Source organism: Halorubrum sp. CGM4_25_10-8A, assembly GCF_005435025.1.
Classification (GTDB): Archaea; Halobacteriota; Halobacteria; order Halobacteriales; family Haloferacaceae; genus Halorubrum; species Halorubrum ezzemoulense.
On the sequence record NZ_SGTX01000029.1, the window covers coordinates 1 to 24,001 of the forward strand.

Sequence of the window (24,001 nt, forward strand, 5' to 3'; positions counted from 1 at the left end):
AGGTTGACACACCATTGCATTGGTCTGTGTGGTGTCCGGTCCATCCAGCGGCTTGGATGACACCGAACGACCACGGCTCACATCAGATCGCCGCTTACGCCGGAGCGCAGGGGGCGCGATCCTCATCCTTCGCGGACCTGAACGTACCGGGCGACGGGTCATAAACCCATCGAAACGGTACGGGTCCAGCGAAACCGGGCCGAGTTGAACGGCCCGAGTCCGCGTTGCGTTCTTCGCATTTCTTCGAATGCCCGGGGTATACTTAACCCCGTCGAACCAACTCCACTACGTCATGCGGTTTCATGGCGTAAAACAGTGATAACTGACCGGATCGAATCGATGTGCGGCAGCGTCTATCCGAGACGAGTTCTCTGTGCCGGTGTAGTGATCAAGCCCGGACTGTTCCGGTCGAGCAGTACCGAAAACGAGAGATCGGAACCGGAGCGTCCGGGAGCTACTCCTCGTCGAGGTACTCGATGCCCTGCTTCGAGACGTTAGCCTTAGTGATGTCGTTGAGGTCGTTGAGCCAGAAGTCGTCGTCCGCCTCGTCGACCTCGGGGGCGTTGTCCTTCCACGCCCAGCCCTCGTACTCGTGGACTTTCTGCGTCCCCTTTTCACGGAGACGGAGCGTCGTTCGTTGCGCCTCCTCCTCCGAAGGCGCCGGCTCGAGCGTTCGAGCCGCCTTGAGTGCCGCCTGACGCGGCATGTTCCCCGAGAACTCACTCGGTTCCGATCCGTCTTCCTCTCGAAGGGCAAAGTTTCGCTTACCGTCTTCACGTACCATGGTTTTGCCTCCATGTGACACCAGCACACAGTGTGTAATAAATATATCGGGGAAATGAAAGCTGTGCGGCACAACATTTATATACTGTCTCGGCCGCTGCTAGCGGTTTGGAACGCCGACGAGACGAGTTGACCGACCCGCGGAGGATTTCAGGCGGACGGCGAGCGCGAGACGGTGTTCACACGAACAGTCGGAGGGGAGTTGCCAGTCGGTCGACTAGCCGGGGAGTCGATCGGCCAAGGGAGCCGACGACGCACCCGCGCGGTTGGCTCGTCGGGCATACGAATACGCGTAAACAACACTTATGTGTCTGCTATGGCGAAGTGCGACAAGTACACCCGCGATGGTCCGCAAAAAGAAGCTCAGCCCCAGTGGCGCCAAGGACGACGAGGGGGAGTACCACAACGTCCACGTGAACCTTCACGAGGACGAACTCGCCGTCGCCGGCATGGAAATCGGCGACGAGGTGTTCGTCCGAGTCCGAGACGGGAAGATAATCATCCAGAAGGCGGACGCGAACCCGGAGCAGCTCGAACACGACTTCTGACGCGGACCCGCGGGATTTTCGTCGGCAAGGACGCCGCCGAGCGGTCGCGACGCGGACTGCGGTCGGCGGATTGATTGTCGCTCGTGACGAGACACGCACGATGGGCGCGTATGACCTGTTGAAGCCAGCACTGTTCCGGCTGCCGCCGGAGACCGCACACGGACTGATCCACGGACTCCTCGGCGGCGTTCAGGGGACTCCGGTTTCCGCCGCGCTCGCCGAGCGGTACGTGGTCGGCGACGAGCGGCTCGCGGTCGACGCGTTCGGGTCGAAATTCCCGAATCCAGTGGGTGTCGCCGCCGGTTTCGACAAGAACGCACACGTGCCGCGAGCGCTGTCGTCCCTCGGGTTCGGTCACGTCGAAGTCGGCGGCGTCACCGCCGAGCGGCAGCCCGGGAACCCCCGTCCGCGGCTGTTTCGCTTGCGCGAGGACGAGGCGCTCGTCAATCGGATGGGGTTCAACAACGAGGGCGCTGACGTGGTCGGCGAGCGGCTCGATCGCGACCCGCTCCCGGACGTGCCGGTCGGGATCAACATCGGGAAGTCGAAGTCGACACCGCTCGAGGACGCCCCGGACGATTACTTGTACACGTACGAGCGCGTCGCGGACGCGGGCGACTACTTCGTCGTCAACGTCTCCAGTCCCAACACGCCGGGACTCCGCGAGCTCCAGAACCGCGACGCGCTGGAGCGGATCCTCGGGACGCTGGACGACGCGGGCGCAGACCCCCTCCTCGTGAAACTCTCCCCGGATCTTCCGGAGCCAGCGGTCGAAGACGCGCTCGGGGTCGTCAACGACCTCGATCTGGACGGCGTCATCGCGACCAACACGACGACATCGCGGCCGGACTCGGTGCGGAGTCACAACCGAGCGGAACGCGGCGGCCTCTCGGGGAAGCCGATCGAATCGCTCGCGACGGATCGGGTACGGTTCGTCGCCGAGCGCACGGACGTGCCGGTGATCGGTGTCGGGGGGATCTCAGACGCCGCGGGCGCCTACGAGAAGATACGGGCCGGCGCCTCGCTCGTCCAGCTATACACGGGGCTCGTCTACGAGGGGCCGAGCCTCGCGCGCGACATCAACGAGGGACTGCTCGAACTGCTCGAACGCGACGAGTTCGACTCGATCGAGGACGCGGTCGGCGCGGACCTGTGAGCGGGTCGAGAGGCGGAAGGGGAGGGCGGGCTACGCCTCGTTACGCACGATGACGACGACGTCGTCGGCCTGAAGCAGCTCGCCCTCTCCCTGGTACTGCCGCTCTTCTTCGACCGCGAACTCGTCGTCGACCAGCGTGACGCTCGCGACGTGAAGTTCGTCGCCGTCGATCTTGTACTCCCCCTGCGCGAGAGCGGCCTCGATGTCCCCGACCTGATCGCCGTACTTCGGGCCGACGGTGGCGTAGTCGAGGTCGATGCCCGTGATCACCGTCTCGACGGGCGCGTCGCCGTCGGGGTGGACCGCGAGGTCGTCGACGTGCATCACGCCGGTGATGTCGTCCTCGAAGCCCCGCACGTCGGCGTACACCTCCACCGCGTCGAGCGCGGCGGTGAGAGGGAGCTGATTCTCGCTTTTGTACTTCCGGAGCGCGCCGACGACGGCGGTGGCGGCGGTCCCGGCGTCGCGGTCGGCCTCGATTCCGAGCGGCTCGGGCCAGTCGGCGAGGTGGATCGAGTCGCTCGCACCGTCGGCGAGCGAGACCCCTTCGGGTGTGGCCCCGTCGACCGCGTCGGCGTACATGTCGTGCCACAGCTCCTCGGTAACGTGCGCAAGGAGCGGGGCGAACAGCTTCAGGAACCGTCGGTGCGCGGTGCGGAGGGTGTACGCCGCCGCGTCGTCCTCGCGCTGTTTCGCGATCTCGAGGTAATCGTCACAGAACGTGTTCCAGAAGAAGCTCCGGAGCTCGTCGCGGGCCTTCGAGAACGCGCGGTCGTCGAGGAGCTCGGTGAGCCGCTCGACCTCGGCGTCGAGCTCGGCGAGGAGCCAGCGGTCGAGCTCGCGGAGGCCTCCCTCGGGCTCGGCCGGGAACGGCTCCGGCGCGAGCGACTCGACGAGCTTCGAGGCGTTCCACAGCTTCCGGATCAGCTTCTCGCCCGCGCGGAGGTCCTTCTCCTTGAACGGGAAGTCGTCGCCGACGGCGGTGCCGGCCGCCCAGTAGCGCGTGGCGTCCACGGGGAACTCCTCGAGGACCGCCTCGGGCTCGACGACGTTGCCGACGGACTTCGACATCTTCTCGCGGTTCTCGTCGAGGACGTGGCCGTTGATCATCGTCTCCTCGAACGGGACCTCGCCGGTGTGCTCGTAGCACTTGACGAGGGTGTGGAACAGCCAGAAGCTGATGATGTCGTGGCCCTGCGGTCGGAGGTCGAACCGGTACAGCTCCGGGCGCTCCATCGTGAACTCCTCGGCCTCGTCGTCCCAGTCCCAGCCGGCGTTGACGAGGGGCGTGAGGCTGGAGGTGGCCCACGTGTCGAGCACGTCGTCCTCCGGCTGGAAGGCGTCGTGCCCGCACTCGGGGCACGCGTCGACGGGCGGGTCGTCCGACAGGGGGTCGACCGGGAGGTCGGCCTTCTCGGCGATGACCTCCTCGCCGCAGCCCTCGCAGTACCACACCGGGAACGGGATTCCGGATGACCGCTGACGGGAGATGAGCCAGTCCCATTGGAGCCCCTCGACCCAGTGTTCGTACCGGGTGAACATCTTCTCGGGCGACCAGTCCATCTCGCGACCGATCTCGAGGTACTCGTCCGTCTTGTCGAGCATCTCGATGTACCACTGCTCGGTGACGAGGAACTCGACGCTCGTCCCGCAGCGCTCGTGGACGTTGACCGTGTGGGTGATGTCGCGGCGGTCGAGCAGCGCGCCCGCCTCGTCGAGGTCTTCGACGATCGCTTCGCCCGCCTCGTCGGCGTGGAGCCCTTCGTACTCCCCGGCGAGGTCGGTCATGTGGCCGGACTCGTCGATGGCGACCCGGAGGTCGAGGTCGTGGACCTGGTACCACTCGATGTCGTTCTGGTCGCCGAACGTACAGCACATTACGATGCCGGAGCCGGTCTCCATGTCGACGCGCTCGTCGGCGATGATCGGCACCTCGTGGCCGAACAGCGGGACCTCCGCGGACTCGCCGACGAGGTCCTGGTTCTCGTCGTCGTCCGGGTGGACGAAGACGGCGACGCACGCGGGGAGGAGTTCGGGCCGCGTCGTCGAGATAACGAACTCGTCGGCGACCTCGTCGTTCCCGTCGCGTCCGGCGACGGGGAACGCGATGTCGTTGAAATGGCTGGCCTGCTCGTCGTCCTCGGTCTCGACCTGCGAGATGGCGGTCTCGCACTCGGGACACCAGATCGCGGGGGCCTTCTCGCGGTACTCCCGGCCCTGCTCGTACAGGTCGACGAACGACAGCTGCGAGACGCGCTGGACGCGGGGTTCGATCGTCTGGTACGTGTGGTTCCAGTCGACCGACACGCCGAGCGATTGGACGTTCTCGGTGAACTGCTCCTCGTAGTCGGCGCAGACCTCCCGGCACTTCGCTTGGAACTCGCGCCGCTCGAAGTCCTGATGCCGGATGTCGAGCTCGTCCTCCGTGAGCCGCTCGGAGGCGATGCCGTTGTCGTCGTAACCGAACGGGAAGAACGTCTCCCCACCGTTCATCCGCTCGAAGCGCGCGACGAAGTCCTGGAGGGTGAACCCGTACAGGTGGCCCATGTGGAGGCTGCCCGATACCGTCGGCGGGGGCGTGTCGATAGAGAAGACGGTGTTCGGGTCGACCGGGTCGTCGTCGGAATAGGCGTACGTCTCCTCGTCGACCCATCGCCGCTGCCAGCGCGGCTCGACGGCGTCGGGGTCGTACTCACCACTGGGCATTTCGGTCACACGTTCCGCCGGTTCCCCCTTAACGGGCTCGGTTGTGCGGGACATCGGCGCACGCCGAGCGCTTCAGACCGTGTCGTCGAGGTCGTGGTCGGCCGCCATCTTCGACGCCTCCGTCGCGAACCGCTCGACCTCGTCCGCGGGCGTCTCCCCCAACGCGGTCTCGTCGACCTCGCGGCCGGCGGTGATCCCGCCACCGGTGACGAGCCGCTGTTCGGCCAGCTCCTTCGTGTGTATCCGCTTGCCGTCCTCAGTGGCGTAGGTGAGCCGCACGAGCCCCTTCGAGTCGAACTGCCGGTCAACGAGCCAGACCGTGGTCATACGCGGCAATCGGTGCCTGCGACGCTTAAGAAGGGCGGTCGGCCGTTGGAAACCGAGGGGGGAGGTCGGTGTCGGAGATGGGTTGCGGTGACGCGTGCCGACGAACAGCTGTCAGGACGCGTGCCGACGAACAGTCGTCAGGCTGTGAGTCGCGCGCGCGAGGTCGCCGGCGCTGCGCGCCGGCTGCCGGAGCATCTTCGGTTCTCGCTGGAGTCGGGAGCGAAGCGAGCGACGAGGCCGGGGCTTCGGAGGTAGTTACCGAGGATTGACCGTCGAATCCGAGTCAGTCATCGAATCAGAACCAACCGGAGCCCTACACGTCTCGTCGTCACCGCTTTGTATCGGCTCGCCGAACAGGTGAGCATGTACGTCGAGTTCGACCGCGACACCTGCGTCGGGATGTACCAGTGCGTCGCCGAGTGGGACGCCTTCGAGAAGGACCTGAACGACGGAAAGGCCGACTTAGCGGGGAGTACCGAGGAGGACGAGGACCTGTTCGTCGTCGAGGTGCCCGACGGCGAGGAGCTCGACGCGAAGTTCGCGGCGCGCTCGTGCCCGGTCGACGCCATCGAGGTGTACGACGACGACGGCGAGCAGGTGGTGTGAGCAGTTCCGGTCGCTCGATCGGTTGCGTATAAACAACAGCCGGTGTCTCGATCTGAGCGAACACCGCCGAAGCCCCGCCCCGCGGCCTCACGCCTCCCCGGCCTCGTCGGCCGCCTTTCGCGACTCCATCGCACGCGCTCCTCGCGGCCGCCGGTGGCGACCGCTCGGAGGCGCGCGCCGAGGTAGATAGTCGGGAAACGCGTCGACTCCTGCCCGAGTCTATTTATAACTGATCGGCTACGTCCTCGGCGAAGTACGTGATGATGAGGTCCGCGCCCGCGCGCTTGAGCGCCGTGAGCGACTCCAGCGCGGTCGCCTCCAGGTCGAGCCACCCCTTCTCCGCGGCGGCGTGGAGCATCGCGTACTCGCCGGAGACGTTGTACGCCGCGATGGGACGGTCGAACTCTCGCCGGAGGTCGCCGACGATGTCGAGGTAGGGCAGGCCGGGTTTCACCATCAGCACGTCGGCGCCCTGCTCGGCGTCGAGGCGGGCCTCTCGGAGCGCCTCGCGGCGGTTCGCGGGGTCCATCTGGTAGTGGCGTCGGTCACCGAACGCGGGGGCGCCGTCGGCCGCGTCGCGGAAGGGGCCGTAGAAGGCGGACTCGTACTTCGCCGCGTAGCTCAGGATGGCCACCTCCTCGTGGCCCGCCGCGTCGAGCGCCTCGCGGATCGCTTTTACCTGCCCGTCGGTCATCGCGGAGGGAGCGACCACGTCGGCGCCCGCGTCGGCCTGCGAGACTGCGGTGCGCGCCAGCAGGTCCAGCGTCTCGTCGTTCTTGACGGTGAGCGTCGGATCCGACTCGGCGCTCTCCTCGATCACGCCGCAGTGTCCGTGCTCGGTGTATTCACAGAGGCAGACGTCGCCGATGACGGTGACATCGGTCTCGGCGGAAATCCGGCGGATCGCGCGCTGGACGACGCCGTCGTCCGCGTACGCCCGGCTCCCGGACGCGTCCTTCGACTCGGGGACGCCGAAGAGGATGACGGCCTCGACGCCGGTGTCGCTGACCTCGGCGACCCGGTCGACCGCCTCGTCGACCGGCACGCGCTCGTGGCCGGGCATCGTCTCGATCGGGACGCGCTCGTCGGTCGTGGCGTCGACGAAGACGGGGGCGACGAGGTCCGACGCGGAGAGGTCGGTCTCGGCGACGAGCGGGCGAACGCCGTCGGTCCGGAGGCGGCGGGGCCGGTCCGTGAGGTCCATACCGGTTGTTCGGGTCCCGCCGACTTTTAGCGTTCGTCTCCGGCCGATTACTCGGAGGACTCGACGTCGATCCGGTCGCGGAGCTCCGCGAGCTCGTCCGACTCGGCGAGCTCCTCGACGCGCTGTTTGAAGTGGGACTCACAGAGGCCGACGACCACGCCGCCCTGCTCCGCCTCGTACGTGGCCTCCCGGTCGCAGTAGTGACACCGCATACCCGGCCCTCGGTCCGGCGCGGGCTTAATCCTGTTCGTCGGGCGTCGCCGCGGCGGCGGAGTCGCCCGTCGCGGACCCGTCTGTCGGGACCGCCTCGGGGAGCCGATCGCGGACGGGCTCGAACGCCGACGCCGTCAAGCCCGCGACGCCGAGCGTCCGCTCGTGCGCGTCCGTCCCGCCCGTTCTGAGCAGGTCGGCCTCGGCGGCGAGGCGGTCGATCCGCGAGTCGTCGACGGCGCGACCGTAGGGGTAGAAGCGCTCGACCGCGTCGATCGCGGCCGACTCGCGGGCGACGTCGAGCGCCTCGTCGACGCGCTCGTACCGGAACGGGTGAGCGAGGCCGACGAGCGCGCAGGCGTCGTCGAGGAGGTCGAGCCCCTCGTCGAGCGGCGTCACGTCGCGCGCGACGTAACACGGACCGTCGTTCCCGATCAGCTCGTCGAACGCCCCGGCGTAGTCGTAGGGGGCCCCCGACTCGTCGATCGCCCGCGCGATGTGCGGTCGCCCCAGCCCGGCGCGGGGCTCGATGTCGAGGTCGACGCCCAGCCGCTCCTCGACCGCGTCGAGGATGGCGGCGCCGCGCTCTCGGCGGTCGCGCTGGAGACGGTCGATCTCCGCGTCGAGCGCGTCGGTGTGTTCGACGCCGTAGCCGAGAAGGTCAAGCCGCCCGAACCCGGCGTCGACGCGGAGTTCGATCCCGCGGACGATCCGGACGCCGTCGCGCTCGACGACCGGCGCGTCTATCTCGGGGTGAACGCTGTCGTGGTCGGTGACGGCGACCCAGTCGACGCCGGCCTCGCGGGCGGCCGCGGGGACTTCGTCGAGCGTCATCGTGCCGTCCGAGAGGGTCGTGTGGGCGTGGAGGTCGGCGACGACGCGGTCGTCAGAGGCGGCGGGCATACCGGCGAGTAGTCGGGCGCGCCACTAAGCGACGGCGGTTCGAGGGGACCGATCGGACCGGGCCGTCGAACCGGAGCAGCCCCGATATAAGGCAATATAAGGTATCCCCTCCGACTAAGGTCGTACATGGACAATCATTAAGGACTGCTGGCGGCTCCCTACTGTTGATGCGCTTGAACGGCGTCGACGACCGACTCGAACGGCACCAGTACCCGACCACCTCTGAGGAGATCATCGCGGCTCACGGAAACGCGACCGTAGAGCTCGCGAACGGGTCCGAGCGGCTCGGCGACGTCTTGGAGCGGTTCGGCGATCAGACGTTCGAAGACGCGGAGGACGTGTTCACCACGCTCCGGGCCGGCGTCTGTCACCGCGGCGTCGGTCGCCGGTTCTACTCGGACCGCGACCCGACCACCGACGCGGAAGAGGGGCCCTCGCCCGTCTCGTTCTGAGGCGGCGAACCGCGCGGGATCCACGCACGTTTTTTCGGAACTCGATCGCGGAGCGTCGCCGATCCGCTGCGAGGGAGAGAGCTCGGCTCGGCGGAACCCCGCGAGGCTACGAGACGCCGTCGACGACCCCGGAGAGGTCGAGCGGGACCGACCCCTTCCGATAGCCCTCGATCGACCCGTCCGGCTCGGCGCGGTAGACGACCGCGGGCTTGTGACGGACCGCGGGTTCGGCCTCACGCACGGCGGCCCACTCGTCGGCGGGAAACGACGAGCAGTCGACGAACAGCGTGACGCCGCCGGCGTGGGCCGCGAGCTGTCCGCTGGTCTTCGTCTCGGCGGTGTCGCGGACGGCGGCGACCGGATCGTTCGCGGACCGCCCCGCGGTCGGCTGCGGGCGCGTGACCTCGACGAGGTGACCGGTCCCGGTGTCGGGCTCCGTCGCGCGGAAGTCGAGCGAGTGTCCCGTCGTCACCTCGATCTCCGGGGTGACCTCGTACCCCGCGTCCGCGAGGATCCGGGCCGCGGTGAACTCGGCGATGGCCGCGCTCATCCGGACGAGGTCCCGCGAGGCGGAGGTACCGAGCTTCCCGGCCATCGTCTCGCGGTAGTCGTCGAGCACCCCAGGTCGGAGGGTCTCCTCGACGAACCCCGTCCCGGCGTCGCGGGTCGCGTCCGGGAACCCGGCCGCGTGGTCGCGGAAGAACGCCCGGCTCGTCTCCGCGCCGTCCTTCGAGCAGAACACGGGGAGAAAGAGCCACGAGACGTGGGGGTACTCCGCCAGCCACGGCTCGTCGTCGTGGAGGCCGGCGAGCAGCTCCCGCTGTGCCCACCGAGAAACGGGATACGGCGCCTCGTCGAACCCGTACTTGTCCGTCCGCCAGAGCTCGCTCGGCGTCTCCGTGTTGCCCAGCCAGTACCCGACGGGACCGCCCTCGGCGCCGGCCGGCGGGTCGGCGTCGTCGTCGGTCCAGCAGAACAGCGCGAAGGAGTCGTCGTCCATGTCGAACCGCCGCGCCTCGTAGTCGGGCGGCGGCGCGAACCACGGGTCGCCGGCGGTCGACCCGAGGTTCTCGTCGAGGGGACGGCCGAGCTGCGACCGGACCCGGTCCGCGGTCCACCGGCCGGGCGAGCGCCTGAATCGGAGGGGTTGGGCCACGAGCGTTTGGTATCACGTCGCGGGGTTAATCGATTCCGGTGGACGTGGCCGAACATTCATCATCTATGATACGTTTACCGACAGGTATATTACAGGAAACGGCTAAGTGTAGTCGTACCATGTCAATGGGTGCCTATGACGAGGCCGAACACGAGCGTCGCGAGAAGAAGACCAGCGAAGTCGACGCCGACTTCGACGCGGAGCGGCCCGAGTACTCCGGTTCCCTGACCTACGACTCGGGCGACTCCACGGAGGCACTCCTCGACAAGTTCGAAGAGCTTCAGGGGAAGTGACGCGGCCGCGGCGACGCCGCGCCTTTTAATTCCGTTCTCGAACGCCGATAGCGGTCGCGCTCTCGATACCGGCCGTGCTATTGTACCGGACTCGCTGCCGATAGCGACCGCGTCTCACGTGAGCAGGATCGCCGCGCCGCAGACGAGCGCGACCGCGATGACGTGCCCCACCACCGCGCCGAGCAGCACGGGCTCGGAGAGTAAGAACGGGACGAGCGCGAGCTGAACGAGCGAGAAGCCGATGTTCTCGGCGTCGAGCCGGCGGACGGTCGCCCGCTCCTCGGACGGGAGGTTGACGTGGACGGCGCGCCACAGGGCGACGACCGCGCTCCACCACGAGGTCCCGATGCGGTACGTCAGGTCCCAAAGGACGAGCAGCGTGAGGTAGACGACGGGAATCGGCGGGTCCGCGCCGAACAGGCGGTTGATGAGGGTCCCGTCCCACGCGAACAGGTACGTCACCAGCGCGATGAACGCCAGCACGCCCAACACGATCTCGATGCTCGACCCGAACAGCAGCCGCTTGTGTTCCGGAGGGGTTCCGAGCAGGCGGTTCTTCGCGCCCAAGCGGTGCATCTCGACGCTGCCGACCGCGGCGACGACGACGGCGACCGTCCCGGCGGCCACGGCGTTCCAGACCCCGTAGTACCACCCGAGCGCCACCACGCCCACCTCGAAGATCACGAACTGGAGCGCGACCGCCAGCGTCCGGGAGATCCCGAGCCCGGGGATGCCGCCGACGAGGCTCTCGTACACCCACGTCTCTCCGTACTCGCGGCTCACGGGCGGATCCCCCGGAGCGTCGTCAGCCACGGGCGCTGCGCGTTCGGCGAGTCGGTCAGCGCCCGGGCGACCGCGAGTTCGAACGACGTGCGTTCGATCGGGACGAGGTCCCGGATCCGATCGTCTTCGACGATCACGGTGTTCCGGAGCCCCTCGACGAGCGACCGCGCGAGGTACGGGTTCACGTCGGTGACGAGCCGGAGCCAACGGGCGGACAGGCCCGGGCTCAACACCGGGACCCGCACGATGCGAAGCCCACCGCCGAGCTGTCGCCTGGTCCGGCGGAGGATCTCCGCGTAGGTCAACACCTCCGGCCCGCCGATCTCGAGCGTTTCGCCGGCGGTCTCGGGCGCGGCGAGGACGCCGGCGAGGTACGCGACCACGTCGGCGACCGCGATCGGCTGGCACAGCGTGTCTACCCACTTCGGGGTGACCATCACCGGAAGCCGCCGCGCGAGCCCCGCGATCACCTCGAAGCTGGCGCTGCCGGCGCCGATGATGATCGCGGCCCGGAGGGCCGTGAGCGCCGGGTCGCCTTCCGCGAGGATCCGCTCGACCTCGCGTCGGGATCGGAGGTGTTCGGAGAGGTCCTCGCGGTCCTCACCGAGCCCGCCGAGGTAGACGATCCGTTCGATCCCCGCGGCCGAGGCCGCCGCCGCGAAGTTGGTCGCGCAGTTACGGTCCCGCTCCTCGTATCCCGGGCCGCCGTCCATCGAGTGGACGAGGTAGTACGCGGCGTCGACCGTCTCGCCGTCGATCTCGAACGCCGGGGGGAGCGTGTCCGGTTCCAAGAGGTCCCCCTCGACCACGGAGACCCCCTCGGGCGCCGCGTAGCCGTCGGCGTCGCGGACGAGCGCGACCACGTCGTGGCCGCGCGAGAGGAGCGTCGGGACGAGGCGGCTCCCGACGAACCCGGTCGCACCGGTGACGAGCACTCGCATACCGTCCCCTCGGGCGGCGCGACCATAAGCCCCGTCCCGCGCGATCGCCGCCGACCCGTGAGACCCGGCGCTGAGCGTCGCGGTCGGCCTGCGGACCGATCGCTAGAAGTGCCCCCGGGTCCCTCGTCCGGTATGCGCGCAGGCGAGTTCGAACCGGTCCGGGGCGTCGAGGACCTGTACGTCCACGACACCGGGATGTTCGCTACCGACGAGTACGGCGCCGTCTACGTGTACGACGCCGAGCGACCGATCGTGATAGACACCGGGACGGGGGCGAACCGAGAGGCCCTCTTCGAGAGCATCGAGGCGATCGGCATCGACCGCGACGAGCTCGCGTGGATCCTCCCGACCCACGCCCACCTCGACCACGCCGGCGGGGCGGGCTACCTCGCCGAGCGCTACCCGAACGCGGAGGTCCGAGTGCCCGAGGAGGGAGTCAGACACCTCGTCGACCCCGAGGCGCTCGTCGCGGGAACCAAGTCGGCGGTCGAGGGGCAGTGGACGTACTACGCGGAGCCGGAGCCCGTCCCGGAAGACCGGATCGCGGGCGTCGCCGACGGAGACCGGATCGATCTGGGCGACCGCGAGCTGATCGTCCACGACGCGCCCGGGCACGCCCCCCACCACGCGGTCTACCACGAGCCGGAGGCGGACGTGGTCTTCACCGCCGACGCCGCCGGGATCTACGTCCCAGAGGTCGACGACGTGGTGCCGACGACCCCGCCGCCGCAGTTCGACCTAGAGCAGTGCCTCGAGGACCTCCGGCTGATCGAGCGGCTCGACCCCGACACGCTCTGCTTCGGACACTTCGGACCCCGGAGCTACGAGTCGACGCTGATCGGTGAGGCGAAGCGGGCGTACGTCGAGTGGGTGGAGGCGGTCCGGCAGAAGCGCGCGGAGCTCGACGACGACAACGCGGTGGTCGAACACTTCGAGGCGGCGAGCCGCAACGTCGACTACTGGACTCGCGAGCGAGCGCGGGCGAACACGGGGCTGAACGTTAGAGGAGTGTTGACGTATCTCGACCACGTCGACGAGATTCTGGCGGCGGACGTCGGCGAGGAGTAGTCGAAGGCGTCGGCGAGGAGTAATCGAGGGGCCAGCGACGGCGGACCCGAGAGAAACGCCCTAAACCCCGCCGCACGTAGCGGGGAGCAGATGGGTATCTTCGACACGATCCGGGCCGTGCTCGGGACCAGCGCCGAGACCGACGCGACCCGCGAGGCGGACCCCGAGGACCTCTTCGGGATGTCGACCGCGTATCTGACGATGCAGGCGGACCTCGGGTACGACCACTGCGGCGAGGCCGCGCTGTGTTTCTCCGGCATGGACAGCACTCGCTTCGACGACGCGGTCGAGAGCGTCGAGTCGATCCTAGAGGCCGGCGAGATCGACACCGGCACCGGCTTCCACCGGTACGAGGACGACCACGGGTACCAGTGGTTCGTCCTCGAGGACGACGACCCCGAGGACCTCGTCACGAGTGTCCACTTCGCGGCCGACCAGTTCATCGAGGAGGGGTTCGGGTCGCGGCTGCTCGCGGCCGTGTTCGGCTTCGAGAACGACGACGGCCCGGCCTACTGGATCTACTCGTTCCGGCGCGGCGCGTACTACCCGTTCGCGCCGCGGGGGACGAACGACCGGAGCCAGCAGGTCGAGTTCAAGCTCCAGTCGGTCCTCGACGGCGAGCTCGGCTTAGAGGACGACGAGTCGTACTGGTACCCGCTGTGGCCGGACGCGCGCGGGAACCACCCGTGGGAGTGAGGACTCGATGAGCGCTGACACCGCGCTAGGCGGGGCGGGCCCGAGTCGAGATGAGGGGGCCGCCGGCCGCGACACCCCGAGAAAACGCCTCCTCCGGTGGGTCGCCGTCCAGGCCGCGGTCGTCGCCGCGGCGGTCCACCTCCTATGGGCGTGGCCGCGGCTCGGCTCGCCCCCGGACGCCCGCCCGTACCTGTTCGTCGCCGGGAGCGCGCTCGCGGTGGCCGTCGCGGTCGCGACGCTGCGGGCCGGCGAGTACCGCCGACTGTACGCGCTCGGCGCGGGAACGCTCGGGACGTTCCTCGGCGGGTTCCTCGCGTGGCACGGGACGGGCGCGGCCGCGGCGCTGGCGGCGGAGCCGCTCGCGGTCGTCGCGGTGATCGTCGAAGTCGTCGGATTCGCCGCCTACCTCGCGCTGTTCCGGCTCGCGCCGCCGACGAGCGTGGTCGTCGAGCGTCGCGAGGCGGACGGAGCCGAAGGAGAGCCGGAGGCCGACGAGGGGACGCCGTGACCGACGCGTACCGGACCGTCGCCGAGCGCGCGACGGCGCGGTTCGAGGTCCAGGGGTCGGAGTTCCTCGGCCACGTCGCGCCGGTCGACACGGTCGAAGCGGCGGAGTCGTTCGTCGAGGCAGTCCGAAACGAGTACGCCGACGCGACCCACAACGTGCCCGCGTACCGGGTTCCCGCGGGCGAGCCGTCCGAGCGCGCTCGGGGGTCGGAACCGATGCTCAGGGAGTACTCGTCAGACGACGGGGAGCCGACCGGCTCCGCCGGGAAACCGGCCCTGAACGTCCTCCAGCAGCGCGAGATCCGGAACGTCGCCGCGGTGGTGACGCGCTACTACGGCGGGACGAACCTCGGAGTCGGGGGGCTCGCGCGCGCTTACTCGCGCGCCGTGAAGGAGGGTGTCGACGCGGCGGGAGTGACCGAGGAGCGCCCGCACCGAAGTCTGGTCGTCGAGACCGAGTACGACGACTCGGGGACGGTCCGGGGGGTGATCGAGTCGTCCGGCGTCGAGTTCGACGCCGACTACGGCGAGCGGGTTCGGTTCGACCTCCGAGTGCCCGTCACGCAGGTCGACGCGCTCCGCGAGCGGCTCAACGACGCGACGAGCGGGCGGGTAGAGATCGGTCGATAGCGGTCGAGAGGGGCTCGTTCGTTCCGGGCCGGCTCAGGAGAACTTCCGGACCGTCATGTCGAGCGTGTCGAGGTCGAGGATCGGCGCGTAGCCGGCGTCGGGGTCGATGTTGACTGACTTCTGGAAGTCGGTCTGGGCCTGCCAGCAGCCGGAGTTGACCGCGAGGACGTTGTGATACTTTCCCCAACCGAGCTTGTGGACGTGGCCGGTGTGGAACACGTCGGGGACATCCTCGATGACGAGGTAGTCGCGCTCCTCCGGCGCGACGCGGGTGTGCCCGCCGAACTGCGGCGCGACGTGACGCTTCTTCAGCAGCTGGTACATCGCCTTGTGCGGCTCGTCGTAGCTCGCCTTCTCTTCCGGAAGCTCCGCGATCACCTCGTCGAGCGAGACGCCGTGGTACATCAGCACCTCGACGCCTTCGACGGAGACCGTCGCCGGGTTCGAGACGATCCGCGCGTCGTGGACGTCCATGATCGCGCGGATCTCGTCGTTGAACCCGGGCTGCGGCTCCGCGAGCCGGACCGCGTCGTGGTTGCCCGGGATCATCACGATCTCGGTGTCCGCCGGTACCTCCTTGAGGTGTTCCGCGAAGGCCTCGTACTGCTCGTAGATGTCGACGATATCCAGCTCCTCGTCCTGGTCCGGGTAGACGCCGACGCCCTCGACCATGTCGCCCGCGAGCAGGATGTACTCGACGGGGTCGGCCTCGGGCGTGTGGAGCCAGTCCGCGAAGCTGTGCCACGCGTCGGCCATGAATTCGTCGCTGCCGACGTGGACATCGGAGATCAGCGCGGCCTGGACGTGACGGTCGGCGCCGCCAGGGTTGTGCGTCCGGGGGACGTCCGGGAAGTGGAGCGAGTCCGCGAAGAGGATCCCGGCGTCGTCGGCGAGCGTCCCCTCGACCGCGACGCACTCGTCCAACAGGATTTCGTCGACGACGTCCGCGAGCCCCTTGTCCTTCATCACGAGGGCGGGGAACGTCCCGGTGGTGTCCTCCAGTTCGACCAGCCAGTGGCCCGACTTCGTGGAGCGCACGTCGTTGACGAGGCCGATCATCGCGGCGTCGCTACCGCCGGGCATGTTCGCGATCGCTTCGGCCGGTCGGTGGTTGACGCGGCCGCGGAGGACCTTCGAGAGCCGCTCATAGCGGTCGCGGAACGTCGTGACGAAGTCGCTGTACTCGCCGGTTCCCGTGCTGCGGCCGGTCATGTCGTTGCCGACCTCCAGATCGCGCAGGTCGAGATCACGTGAGGTATCAGCGGCGGTCGCGGAGTCGGCAGTCGGTGAATCGGTAGTCGTGGGGTCGACGGTTGGGGTGTCGGCCGTCGCGGGGTCGCTAGCGGCCCCCGTATCGACATCCATAGCCGAAGCGCCGTCGGTCGTCACTGGGTCGGCGACGGTCTCGGTCGCGCCGGGTTCGGTGGCTGATGACCCCTTCGTTTCGACTGGAGATTGTCCGGTTTCGTCCGGGGGAGCGGCCGATTTATCGGTGTGGTCGATCGCTTCGCGGACGTGGTCGGCGGTGATCCGAAGCGCCTCGTCCGGGGCGCGGTCGACGGTGGCCGCGATCGCCGCGGTCGGGTCCGTCGCGCCCGCGAGTAAGGTGACCGCCTCGCGTTCGGCGTTGTAGCCGCGCTCGGCGAGGGCTTTCGCGATCCGGGCGTTCGACTCCAGCGGCACGACACTCGAAAGGGGGGTCACGGGCAAAACCGTTCCGGAGGCGTCGGCTGGAGTCGGAGCCGGAGTCAGGAGGCAGGGGAACTCCCGAGACCCGGAAGCTTATGAGCGAAACCCCCCAAACGCGTCGTAATGGATGAAGGGGATCGGCCGACAGACGGCGACGAGTCGGCCGATCGAGACGAGCGGAACCGAAGCGAATCGGCAACGGCTCACGACGGAGGAGGCGACGTTTCTGACGAGTTAGAAGACGAAGCGTCCGACGGAGCGGGCGGCGACGCACCTGACACTGAGCCCGAGCCCGGTTCTCGGCCCGAGGCCGGCTCTCGGCCCGAGGCCGAGCAGTCGGGCGAACCCGATCGCGCCGACGCTCACGACAGTGCGTCTCACGGCGCCGACTCTCACGACGAGGCCCCTCGCGACGGCGAGGATATCGCTACCAAGGCGGGCCTCGGATCGACAAGATCGTCGGACAGCGACCCGGACGAGTCGTTCCTGTATCGGTTCCGTCACGATCGGGAGGGCGCGCTGATGTGGATCCGCGAGATGCTGTCGAGCGTCGCCGTCGTCCTTCTGGTCGGGCTGCTGCTGTTCGGCGTGAGCGGCGTGTGGCCGCCCATGGTCGCGGTCGAGTCGGGGAGCATGGAGCCGAACATGCAGGTCGGCGACCTCGTGTTCGTCACCGAACCGGGACGCTTGGCGCCGGACGCGGCCGAGAACGGCGTCGGCGTCGTCACGCACGAGGTTGGTCAGGAGGTCGACTACCGGACGTTCGGATCCTACGGCTCCGTGATGATATACACGCCCCCGGGTCGGACCGGATCGCCCATCATCCACCGGGCTAGGTTCCACGTGACCGAGGGAGAGAACTGGTACGACCGCGCCGACGATCGGTATCACAACGCCGTCGACTGCGAGTCGCTCGCCAACTGCCCGGCGCCGCACGACGGCTACATCACGCTGGGGGACAACAACGGGGCCTACGACCAGGCCAGCGGACTCTCGCCGCCCGTCAGAGCGGAGTGGGTGAACGGGGTGGCGCGGGTCCGAGTCCCGTATCTCGGCTACATCCGGCTGGTCGCGACGGGGCAGGTAGAGCTGAACGAGGCGATAGCGCGGACGGTCGGAAGTAGCCTCTCTCCGGCGTCGTCGGGCTTCTCGGCCGCGGGGTAACTGCGGACGCGACGCGCCGACGTCAGACGTGTCAGAGGCGGCGCGGTCGGCGTCAGTTGTCGAACCGCGCCTGAACGAACGGCTGCGCGTTTTCGATGTCGCCGAGCCGAGAGTCGGACAGGAGGACCGCCTCGGTCTCCTCGACCGGCACGGAGAGACCCATCTCTTTCGTCCGCCCGTAGCGGCCCTTGGAGACGACGACGGCGTTGACGATCCCCAGCATGTCGAGTTCGCTGATGAGGTCGGTGACGCGCCGCTGGGTCAGCACGTCGGCGTCGATCTCCTCGCAGAGCCGCTTGTAGATGTTGAACACCTCGCCGGTGTTGATGTTGTGAACGCCGTTCTTCTCCAGGAGGATCACGGCGAATAAGACGATCTTGCTCTGTGTCGGGAGGGTGCGGACGACCTCGACAACGCGGTCGAGTTCGATCTTGTCCTGCGCCTGCCGGACGTGCTTCTCCGCGACGATCTCGGCCTGCGAGCGCTCGGCGAGTTCGCCCGCGGTGCGGAGGAGGTCGAGCGCCCGGCGCGCGTCGCCGTGTTCCTGCGCGGCGAAGGCGGCGCAGAGGGGGATCACGTCGTCGGTGAGCGCGTCGGGCTTGAACGCCGTGTCGGCGCGGTGCTGGAGGATGTCGCGGAGCTGGTTAGCGTCGTACGGCGGGAAAACGATCTCCTCCTCGCCGAGGCTCGACTTGACGCGGGGGTCGAGGAAGTCGGTGAACTTGAGATCGTTCGAGATCCCCATGATGGAGATGCGCGAGCGGTTGAGTTCGGAGTTCATCCGCGAGAGGTTATAGAGCGTGTCGTCGCCGCTCTTCTCGACGAGCTTGTCAATTTCGTCGAGCATGATCACGACCACGCGCTCGTGGTAGTCGACCGCCTCGAAGAACGTCGAGTAGACGCGGTCGGTCGGCCACCCCGTCATCGGGACCTCCTCCATCTCGTCGGCGTCGTCCTCCAGCGTCTCGATGCGGTCGTCGAGGTCCTCGATCGAGTCGAACTCGGTGTCGGCGAGGGCGGCGGCCGCGTCGCGGCCGGCCGTCTCGTCGGCGTCCGTCGCGTCCGCGCGGAGGCCTTCGAGTCGCTCCAGCTGATCGGCGATCACCGCTTGGTTCTCCTCGATGAACGTGTTCGCGAGCTGGGCGAGGACGCGGTACTGGGTGTCGGTCACCTCGCAGTTGATGTACTCGACCTCGCAGGGTACGTCGTACTTCTGCGAGGTGGACTCGAGCTCCTGCGAGACGAACTTCGCCGAGGCGGTCTTCCCGGTTCCCGTCTTCCCGTAGATGAGGATGTTCGAAGGGGTCTCGCCGCGGAGCGCGGAGACGAGGATCGTCGCCATCCGGTTGATTTGGTCGTTCCGATGCGGGAGTTCGTGCGGGGTGTACGAGGGCCGGAGAACCTCCTTGTTCTCGAAGATCGGCTCGCCGGAGAGGAGGTCGTCGAACAGGCCCTGATTGTCGTCGTCGTCGAGGACGACGCCGTCGAAGTCGACGTCGGGCGACGATCGGTCGCGACTGCCGTTGTCGATCTCCGCGGTTTCGGGTCCGGCGTCCGTTACCGGGTTGGGTACGGAGCGGGATCCCGAGTCGCGGTCGGAGTCCTCACTGGAGTCGGCGTCACGGTCGGGGTCGTCACCGAAGTCGGAACCGGTCTCGGGCGGGCCATCGGAGTTCAGATCAGCGATATCGGACGCGGAGCCGTCGCTACGGTCCGAGTCGTCGTCGACCGAGTCATCGTCGTCGGTCTGATCAGTGCCGTCGTCAGCCCGCGGTGTGTGATCGCCTTCGTCCATGTGAACCCCTCCGTTTCAGGTGGAGACGACCAAGAGAACCGATTCTCACGCCGTCTCCGGTCGGAAATACGCATTCGCGGTCGAATACGACATCGACCGCGTCCACTTGATACAGTCGAACCAGATGAAGAGACGGTACAAAAGTGTTCCTCTCTGGAGTTGAAACGTCCCCATTAGTCCAGCGAGCAGGTGGAGACATACCCCGTCCGAACCGAACGAATCGCCGGGCAGACTGGTCGAGAAAATGAGGTGATCCCAGCGACAGACGGGAAAGATCCACGACGTTTGACGAGATATCGCCGAACGGGTCGTCTCATCGGCGGATCAGTCGGTCCACATTCGACCTAATGAGTGGGAGTCACCGTGAAGGAACCAATCATCCGGCTGGGAGTTCCGTTGGTCGTTCCCGATCTCTCGGTTGTGGGCGCGGTCTGGAGTGCCAACTGATTGTTCTCTTCGAATGGACCCCCCCACCCCTTCGTTTCGTGTGGAACAGCGATCAGGGGTGGGGAGGGGGTCGAAGAGCTCTATGTAACAGAGATAGATTTAATATCCATAGCGTAAAACAGTACCCTCGACAATCTACTATAAAATATATTAGTATGTTTGTAGTTATTTTATCTTGTTTATAGTCGTATTTTTCTCGCCGCCCACAGACAACCCTGGACAACTCCGGTTCAACCGGCCACCACCCCACCGCCGAGCCCGGTTCCACCTGAAACGAAGGGGTGGGGGGGGATACCAGCGAGAAGTACCAATCCGGACCCTCTCCGGCCGTTAGCACTGGGCCGGGAAGTCCCCACAGGTGTCACCCGCCTCAACACCCTGACGTTCGTCGCCAGCGGGTTCCGCCTGGTGGTTCTAGCGAACCAAGCCGAAGGGATGGGAAGTTGGACAACCTGACTGCGATGACGCCTTCCGTCACTCCACACCGACGCACGTTGGAGACGAGTCTCCAGACTGCCCGACCCGGCTCACTGAGAGAAGAGTCTCACCTCAAATTTAAACAAGCGGACAGCAAGAGGCGATGAACTGTCAAAAGAGGCGCGAAAACCCTAAAGAGTCACTGAGAACCAGTCTGCGACCGAGGGTTATCTCGGGAGCGACGAGCCGCGTCGTCCGCCGTCGCAGGTACCCGCAGGGAGGTCACGCTCTGTCCAGTTGACATGGCGGCGGTCGTCGCGACGACAGTCGAGAGGACTCCCCCAGATGTCTGTGTGCCGAACCACCTCGCGCCGCTTCAGCCCGACTTGGCTCGATCCATTCGACTACTTTCTCTGTCCCATCGTCTGATCCGTTCGACTACTTGCTCTGCCCCACCGCCTGATCCGTTCGACTACTCGGTCCGTTCGAGCGATTTAAAGATGGACTCGTCTATTGCTTCTCGCGTCTCCTCCGGGGCGTCCTCGTGACCGAGCGAGATCCGCCGCCCGCGAGCGGCGTGGATAACGTCGGTCACCAACTGGCTCATCCGTTCGGGGTCGATGTCGCGGAAGACCCCCTCGTCGATCCCCTCTTCGACGACCTCGACGATGTTGCCCCGGACGCGCTCGTAGTGTTCGTTGAACACCTCGCGGTGCTCGGCGTCGTTTTGCGCCTGCGTGTACAGCTCGTGGTACACTTTTATTCGGTCCCAGTGGCTGAAATCCTCGAATTCAGGTCCGAACAGGCACTGATCGACGCGAGCGCGCAACTCGGTCCGCGGGTCCTCGTCGCCCTCGACGACTAGGCTCCTCTCATACTGGTCGATGGTATGTTCGAGGAACGAAGACATCAGGTCGTACTTCCCGTCGAAATGATAGTGGATCACCTGCCGCGTGAGGTCCAGCTCCTCGCCGATATCGCGCATCCGGAGGTCATTGTAGCCGTGCTTGCTCAGCGCGCGGAACGTCGCCTCCATGATGACCTCTTTCGTATCCTTCGAGGAGCCCGTCTCTCTGCCGGATCTGTCGGAACTGTCGGACTCGATAGCGGAACGCTCTTGGGGAAGAGTCCTGTCGGAGCCGCGGTCACCGGAACCCGCGTCGTTCGCGTCGTCCGACAGTGACTCGACGGACTCGTTCGCCGGGCCATCCTGTGAGTCGTTTATGCCAATTTGATACGCGTGAGGTAGATAATACGGTTACTTTTCGCTTTTATTCTCCGACGAGGTCTACCCCCTCGATCGAACGATATCACCGCACGTAAACAAACTATCATCCGAAACTGAACCGGCGTTTCACTCAACCCGCCAAATGAGTGGGTCACACCCGACGAGTGAGCCGGGTCGCGGACCGACGGTCCCCGGGATCCCGTGTCGCCTGCCGCCCGCGACCGCGCCTTCTCATCAGCCGATTCTCGCCCGCCGAACCGCACCCCCGACGCCGAATTTCGGGTTCGTCCGGCGCCGATGCTCCGGATCGGGGGGATGTCTGACGCAGTTGTTAAGTGAGAGCGGTGAGGACCGTACCGTAATCCCCCGAACGGGCGTCGAGCGCACGGATCGAACGGCGTCCGAAACGACAGCGGTGTTCGGGTAAACCACACACGGACTGGAGGTCAGGATGGGACTGCTCACGAATCTCAGAGACAGCATATCGCGGGTCACAGACGGCCTGTTCGCGGCCGACGAGCCCAAGCGGATCGGGATCTACGGACCGCCGAACGCCGGTAAAACGACCCTCGCAAACCGGATCGCACGCGACTGGACGGGTGACGCCGTCGGGCCGGAGAGCCACATCCCCCACGAGACTCGCCGGGCCCGCCGGAAGGAGGGCGTGGAGATCGAACGCAACGGGCGGACGGTCACCATCGACATCGTCGACACGCCCGGCGTGACGACGAAAGTCGACTACAAGGAGTTCTTGGACCACGACATGGAGAAGGACGACGCCGTCCGCCGGTCGCGCGAGGCGACCGAGGGCGTCGCGGAGGCGATGCACTGGCTCCGCGAGGACGTCGACGGCGTCATCTACGTGCTCGACTCGACGTCGGACCCGTTCACCCAGGTGAACACGATGCTGATCGGGATCATCGAGTCGCAGGACCTCCCCGCGCTCATTCTCGCGAACAAGACTGACCTGCCGGGATCGGACGTCCAGCAGATCGCGAACGCCTTCCCGCAACACGAGACGATTCCGCTGTCGGCGTTGGAGGGCGACAACATGGACGAAGTGTACACCAAGATCGCGGAGTACTTCGGCTAATGGCCGGCCCGAAAGCCAACGTCAACGCCGCCGACGATCCCGACGACTCCGACGACGGCGTCCGGATCGACATGATAAGCGGCGCGCGGATGGAGGGGCTCACGAGCATGGAGAAGATCCGGCTCATCCTCGACGGCGTCCGCGAGGGAAACATCGTCATCCTCGAAGAGGGGCTCTCCCCCGACGAGGAGTCGAAGCTCATCGAGGTGACGATGACCGAGATCAGCCCCGACGACTTCACCGGCATCGAGATAGAGACGTACCCCAAGGCCGAGGCGGGCGACCAGAGCTTCCTCGACAAGTTGATGGGCCGCGAGTCGACCCAGAAGCTCACGGTGATCGGCCCGGCGAACAGAATCGAGACCCTCCACAAAGACGAGAACCTCATCAGCACGCTCGTCTCTCGCAAGTAGATGCCCCACCAGTGTACCTCCTGCGGCCGGACGTTCCCCGACGGCTCCAAGGAGATGCTGTCCGGGTGCCCCGACTGCGGCGGGAACAAGTTCCAGTTCAAGCCCGCGAACGCGACGGAGAACGCCGGCCCCGCCGCCGAAGCGGACGAGGCGTCCGACTCCGCCGCCGGAGCGGACGGGACGCCCGACTCCGACTCGGGGCCGTCCGACGGAACGCGGCCGACCGCGGACGGGGAGGTTGCGTCGGCGTCCGACGAGGGCGCCGCCGCTCGGGGCCCCAACAACGCCGCAGACGCGACGCCGGACGACCGGGCCGATCCGACGCCGGACGATGCCGTGGCGGGCGCCGAATCAACGACCGGGTCCGACGGTACGGAACAGATCGCCGACCGGAGTGACGAGGACATGGCACAGGCGAGCGCGCGATCCGAAGTGGTGTCCCCGGACGAGCTTGACCGCGCGAGCCGCGATGTCGACTCCGCCGAGACCTCGGAGCCGACCGACGAGGAGTCCAAGCCCGGCATCGACGCGCTCCGCGACGAGCTCAACGACCAGTTCGAGAGCATCCGCATCGTCAGCCCCGGCCAGTACGAGCTCAACCTGATGGAGCTGTACGACAGACAGGAGTACATCATCTCGCTTCAAGAGGACGGCCGGTACGTCATCGAAATGCCCGACGCGTGGGGCATCGACGACGAGTGACGCCTTCACTCCCCGTCCCGTCCGGCTTTTCACGCTCCTGACCCCCCAGTTCTCTTCCTGACCGCCCCCGTTCTCGTCCTGACC

The 24,001-nt window shown here is 67.1% G+C and carries 25 protein-coding genes; 13 read left to right on the forward strand and 12 right to left on the reverse strand.

Going from position 1 to position 24,001, the window contains the following annotated elements; all coding sequences use genetic code 11:
• Positions 1–454: 454 nt before the first annotated feature.
• Positions 455–784: a non-histone chromosomal MC1 family protein gene (locus EXE52_RS17100; protein ID WP_049931936.1), complete on the reverse strand. Its 330-nt coding sequence runs from the start codon at positions 782–784 to the stop codon at positions 455–457.
• Positions 785–1,127: 343 nt separating this feature from the next.
• On the opposite strand from EXE52_RS17100, the gene EXE52_RS17105 reads away from it, so the two are divergent.
• Positions 1,128–1,331 carry a hypothetical protein gene (locus EXE52_RS17105; protein WP_049931938.1) on the forward strand — a complete coding sequence of 68 codons (204 nt, stop codon included), beginning with the start codon at positions 1,128–1,130 and terminating at the stop codon, positions 1,329–1,331.
• A gap of 100 nt (positions 1,332–1,431) precedes the next feature.
• Positions 1,432–2,487, forward strand: a complete 1,056-nt coding sequence (locus EXE52_RS17110; RefSeq protein ID WP_137703939.1) for a quinone-dependent dihydroorotate dehydrogenase — start codon at positions 1,432–1,434, stop codon at positions 2,485–2,487.
• A 30-nt stretch (positions 2,488–2,517) separates the two neighbouring features.
• Here the strand turns inward: EXE52_RS17110 and EXE52_RS17115 are convergent, their stop codons facing one another.
• Together EXE52_RS17115 and EXE52_RS17120 are read right to left on the reverse strand one after the other, a co-directional pair.
• Positions 2,518–5,193, reverse strand: a complete 2,676-nt coding sequence (locus tag EXE52_RS17115; protein WP_094553311.1) for a valine--tRNA ligase — start codon at positions 5,191–5,193, stop codon at positions 2,518–2,520.
• Between the two features lie 72 nt (positions 5,194–5,265).
• On the reverse strand, positions 5,266–5,520 hold the full coding sequence (locus EXE52_RS17120) for a hypothetical protein (protein WP_049931944.1): 255 nt from the start codon (positions 5,518–5,520) through the stop codon (positions 5,266–5,268).
• 363 nt (positions 5,521–5,883) lie between these two features.
• Here EXE52_RS17120 and EXE52_RS17125 point away from each other — a divergent pair, with 363 nt between their 5' ends.
• Positions 5,884–6,126, forward strand: coding sequence for a ferredoxin (locus EXE52_RS17125; RefSeq protein WP_049931946.1), 243 nt, complete (start codon positions 5,884–5,886; stop codon positions 6,124–6,126).
• Positions 6,127–6,349: 223 nt separating this feature from the next.
• Here EXE52_RS17125 and hemB read toward each other — a convergent pair whose 3' ends face one another.
• Genes hemB through EXE52_RS17135 form a run of 3 tightly spaced genes read right to left on the reverse strand, consistent with a single transcriptional unit; the run spans position 6,350 to position 8,443 of the window.
• Complete coding sequence (hemB, locus tag EXE52_RS17130) at positions 6,350–7,330, reverse strand: porphobilinogen synthase (protein WP_049931948.1); 981 nt, start codon at positions 7,328–7,330, stop codon at positions 6,350–6,352.
• 47 nt (positions 7,331–7,377) lie between these two features.
• Complete coding sequence (locus EXE52_RS18620) at positions 7,378–7,542, reverse strand: DUF6757 family protein (protein ID WP_167373086.1); 165 nt, start codon at positions 7,540–7,542, stop codon at positions 7,378–7,380.
• 25 nt (positions 7,543–7,567) lie between these two features.
• The gene (locus EXE52_RS17135; RefSeq protein WP_137703940.1) at positions 7,568–8,443 is read right to left on the reverse strand and encodes a PHP domain-containing protein; all 876 of its coding nucleotides are present in this window, start codon (positions 8,441–8,443) and stop codon (positions 7,568–7,570) included.
• A 167-nt stretch (positions 8,444–8,610) separates the two neighbouring features.
• On the opposite strand from EXE52_RS17135, the gene EXE52_RS17140 reads away from it, so the two are divergent.
• On the forward strand, positions 8,611–8,895 hold the full coding sequence (locus tag EXE52_RS17140; protein ID WP_008444580.1) for a hypothetical protein: 285 nt from the start codon (positions 8,611–8,613) through the stop codon (positions 8,893–8,895).
• Between the two features lie 106 nt (positions 8,896–9,001).
• Here the strand turns inward: EXE52_RS17140 and EXE52_RS17145 are convergent, their stop codons facing one another.
• Entirely contained in the window at positions 9,002–10,051 is a 1,050-nt protein-coding gene (locus EXE52_RS17145; protein WP_137703941.1) for a DUF5784 family protein, read from the reverse strand.
• 125 nt (positions 10,052–10,176) lie between these two features.
• On the opposite strand from EXE52_RS17145, the gene EXE52_RS18330 reads away from it, so the two are divergent.
• Positions 10,177–10,344 (forward strand): DUF5786 family protein, encoded by a 168-nt coding sequence (locus EXE52_RS18330; RefSeq protein WP_004599209.1) that lies wholly within the window; start codon positions 10,177–10,179, stop codon positions 10,342–10,344.
• A gap of 114 nt (positions 10,345–10,458) precedes the next feature.
• On the opposite strand, the gene EXE52_RS17150 is transcribed toward EXE52_RS18330, so the two are convergent.
• Together EXE52_RS17150 and EXE52_RS17155 are read right to left on the reverse strand one after the other, a co-directional pair.
• Complete coding sequence (locus EXE52_RS17150) at positions 10,459–11,127, reverse strand: hypothetical protein (protein WP_086216156.1); 669 nt, start codon at positions 11,125–11,127, stop codon at positions 10,459–10,461.
• The gene (locus EXE52_RS17155) at positions 11,124–12,068 is read right to left on the reverse strand and encodes an NAD(P)H-binding protein (protein ID WP_049931954.1); all 945 of its coding nucleotides are present in this window, start codon (positions 12,066–12,068) and stop codon (positions 11,124–11,126) included. The genes EXE52_RS17150 and EXE52_RS17155 overlap by 4 nt, the downstream gene beginning before the upstream one ends.
• A gap of 132 nt (positions 12,069–12,200) precedes the next feature.
• Here EXE52_RS17155 and EXE52_RS17160 point away from each other — a divergent pair, with 132 nt between their 5' ends.
• From EXE52_RS17160 to EXE52_RS17175, 4 genes are all read left to right on the forward strand, one after another.
• Positions 12,201–13,136, forward strand: coding sequence for an MBL fold metallo-hydrolase (locus EXE52_RS17160; RefSeq protein WP_137703942.1), 936 nt, complete (start codon positions 12,201–12,203; stop codon positions 13,134–13,136).
• Positions 13,137–13,226: 90 nt separating this feature from the next.
• Positions 13,227–13,832, forward strand: a complete 606-nt coding sequence (locus tag EXE52_RS17165) for a hypothetical protein (RefSeq protein ID WP_049931956.1) — start codon at positions 13,227–13,229, stop codon at positions 13,830–13,832.
• A gap of 7 nt (positions 13,833–13,839) precedes the next feature.
• Positions 13,840–14,340, forward strand: a complete 501-nt coding sequence (locus EXE52_RS17170; RefSeq protein ID WP_137703943.1) for a hypothetical protein — start codon at positions 13,840–13,842, stop codon at positions 14,338–14,340.
• The gene (locus tag EXE52_RS17175) at positions 14,337–14,969 is read left to right on the forward strand and encodes a YigZ family protein (protein WP_137703944.1); all 633 of its coding nucleotides are present in this window, start codon (positions 14,337–14,339) and stop codon (positions 14,967–14,969) included. The genes EXE52_RS17170 and EXE52_RS17175 overlap by 4 nt, the downstream gene beginning before the upstream one ends.
• Before the next feature lie 33 nt (positions 14,970–15,002).
• Here the strand turns inward: EXE52_RS17175 and EXE52_RS17180 are convergent, their stop codons facing one another.
• Complete coding sequence (locus tag EXE52_RS17180) at positions 15,003–16,652, reverse strand: DNA-directed DNA polymerase II small subunit (RefSeq protein WP_137703945.1); 1,650 nt, start codon at positions 16,650–16,652, stop codon at positions 15,003–15,005.
• Between the two features lie 129 nt (positions 16,653–16,781).
• Between EXE52_RS17180 and EXE52_RS17185 the strand changes: the two genes are divergently transcribed.
• Positions 16,782–17,822: a S26 family signal peptidase gene (locus EXE52_RS17185; RefSeq protein WP_137703946.1), complete on the forward strand. Its 1,041-nt coding sequence runs from the start codon at positions 16,782–16,784 to the stop codon at positions 17,820–17,822.
• Positions 17,823–17,874: 52 nt separating this feature from the next.
• Here EXE52_RS17185 and EXE52_RS17190 read toward each other — a convergent pair whose 3' ends face one another.
• On the reverse strand, positions 17,875–19,617 hold the full coding sequence (locus EXE52_RS17190) for a Cdc6/Cdc18 family protein (RefSeq protein ID WP_137703947.1): 1,743 nt from the start codon (positions 19,615–19,617) through the stop codon (positions 17,875–17,877).
• Between the two features lie 1,336 nt (positions 19,618–20,953).
• Positions 20,954–21,706: a TetR/AcrR family transcriptional regulator gene (locus tag EXE52_RS17195; protein ID WP_137703948.1), complete on the reverse strand. Its 753-nt coding sequence runs from the start codon at positions 21,704–21,706 to the stop codon at positions 20,954–20,956.
• A gap of 454 nt (positions 21,707–22,160) precedes the next feature.
• Here EXE52_RS17195 and EXE52_RS17200 point away from each other — a divergent pair, with 454 nt between their 5' ends.
• From EXE52_RS17200 to EXE52_RS17210, 3 genes are read left to right on the forward strand one after another with little or no spacing between them, the layout of a single operon-like run.
• Positions 22,161–22,802 carry an Era-like GTP-binding protein gene (locus EXE52_RS17200; RefSeq protein WP_049931966.1) on the forward strand — a complete coding sequence of 214 codons (642 nt, stop codon included), beginning with the start codon at positions 22,161–22,163 and terminating at the stop codon, positions 22,800–22,802.
• Positions 22,802–23,215, forward strand: a complete 414-nt coding sequence (locus EXE52_RS17205) for a DUF2073 domain-containing protein (RefSeq protein ID WP_049931967.1) — start codon at positions 22,802–22,804, stop codon at positions 23,213–23,215. The genes EXE52_RS17200 and EXE52_RS17205 overlap by 1 nt, the downstream gene beginning before the upstream one ends.
• Positions 23,216–23,917 carry a Zn-ribbon domain-containing protein gene (locus EXE52_RS17210; protein ID WP_094593296.1) on the forward strand — a complete coding sequence of 234 codons (702 nt, stop codon included), beginning with the start codon at positions 23,216–23,218 and terminating at the stop codon, positions 23,915–23,917.
• The last annotated feature ends 84 nt before the right edge of the window (positions 23,918–24,001 follow it).

Coding starts and splice junctions, on each gene's coding strand:
- EXE52_RS17115 (WP_094553311.1), bottom strand. CDS start 5,193: ATGCCCAGTGGTGAGTACGACCCCGACGCCGTCGAGCCGCGCTGGCAG.
- EXE52_RS17170 (WP_137703943.1), top strand. CDS start 13,840: ATGAGCGCTGACACCGCGCTAGGCGGGGCGGGCCCGAGTCGAGATGAG.
- EXE52_RS18620 (WP_167373086.1), bottom strand. CDS start 7,542: ATGCGGTGTCACTACTGCGACCGGGAGGCCACGTACGAGGCGGAGCAG.
- EXE52_RS17120 (WP_049931944.1), bottom strand. CDS start 5,520: ATGACCACGGTCTGGCTCGTTGACCGGCAGTTCGACTCGAAGGGGCTC.
- EXE52_RS17105 (WP_049931938.1), top strand. CDS start 1,128: ATGGTCCGCAAAAAGAAGCTCAGCCCCAGTGGCGCCAAGGACGACGAG.
- EXE52_RS17200 (WP_049931966.1), top strand. CDS start 22,161: ATGGGACTGCTCACGAATCTCAGAGACAGCATATCGCGGGTCACAGAC.
- EXE52_RS17165 (WP_049931956.1), top strand. CDS start 13,227: ATGGGTATCTTCGACACGATCCGGGCCGTGCTCGGGACCAGCGCCGAG.
- EXE52_RS17160 (WP_137703942.1), top strand. CDS start 12,201: ATGCGCGCAGGCGAGTTCGAACCGGTCCGGGGCGTCGAGGACCTGTAC.
- EXE52_RS17190 (WP_137703947.1), bottom strand. CDS start 19,617: ATGGACGAAGGCGATCACACACCGCGGGCTGACGACGGCACTGATCAG.
- EXE52_RS17140 (WP_008444580.1), top strand. CDS start 8,611: ATGCGCTTGAACGGCGTCGACGACCGACTCGAACGGCACCAGTACCCG.
- EXE52_RS17210 (WP_094593296.1), top strand. CDS start 23,216: ATGCCCCACCAGTGTACCTCCTGCGGCCGGACGTTCCCCGACGGCTCC.
- EXE52_RS17110 (WP_137703939.1), top strand. CDS start 1,432: ATGGGCGCGTATGACCTGTTGAAGCCAGCACTGTTCCGGCTGCCGCCG.
- EXE52_RS17135 (WP_137703940.1), bottom strand. CDS start 8,443: ATGCCCGCCGCCTCTGACGACCGCGTCGTCGCCGACCTCCACGCCCAC.
- EXE52_RS18330 (WP_004599209.1), top strand. CDS start 10,177: ATGGGTGCCTATGACGAGGCCGAACACGAGCGTCGCGAGAAGAAGACC.
- EXE52_RS17155 (WP_049931954.1), bottom strand. CDS start 12,068: ATGCGAGTGCTCGTCACCGGTGCGACCGGGTTCGTCGGGAGCCGCCTC.
- EXE52_RS17185 (WP_137703946.1), top strand. CDS start 16,782: ATGGATGAAGGGGATCGGCCGACAGACGGCGACGAGTCGGCCGATCGA.
- EXE52_RS17100 (WP_049931936.1), bottom strand. CDS start 784: ATGGTACGTGAAGACGGTAAGCGAAACTTTGCCCTTCGAGAGGAAGAC.
- EXE52_RS17125 (WP_049931946.1), top strand. CDS start 5,884: ATGTACGTCGAGTTCGACCGCGACACCTGCGTCGGGATGTACCAGTGC.
- hemB (WP_049931948.1), bottom strand. CDS start 7,330: ATGGACCTCACGGACCGGCCCCGCCGCCTCCGGACCGACGGCGTTCGC.
- EXE52_RS17205 (WP_049931967.1), top strand. CDS start 22,802: ATGGCCGGCCCGAAAGCCAACGTCAACGCCGCCGACGATCCCGACGAC.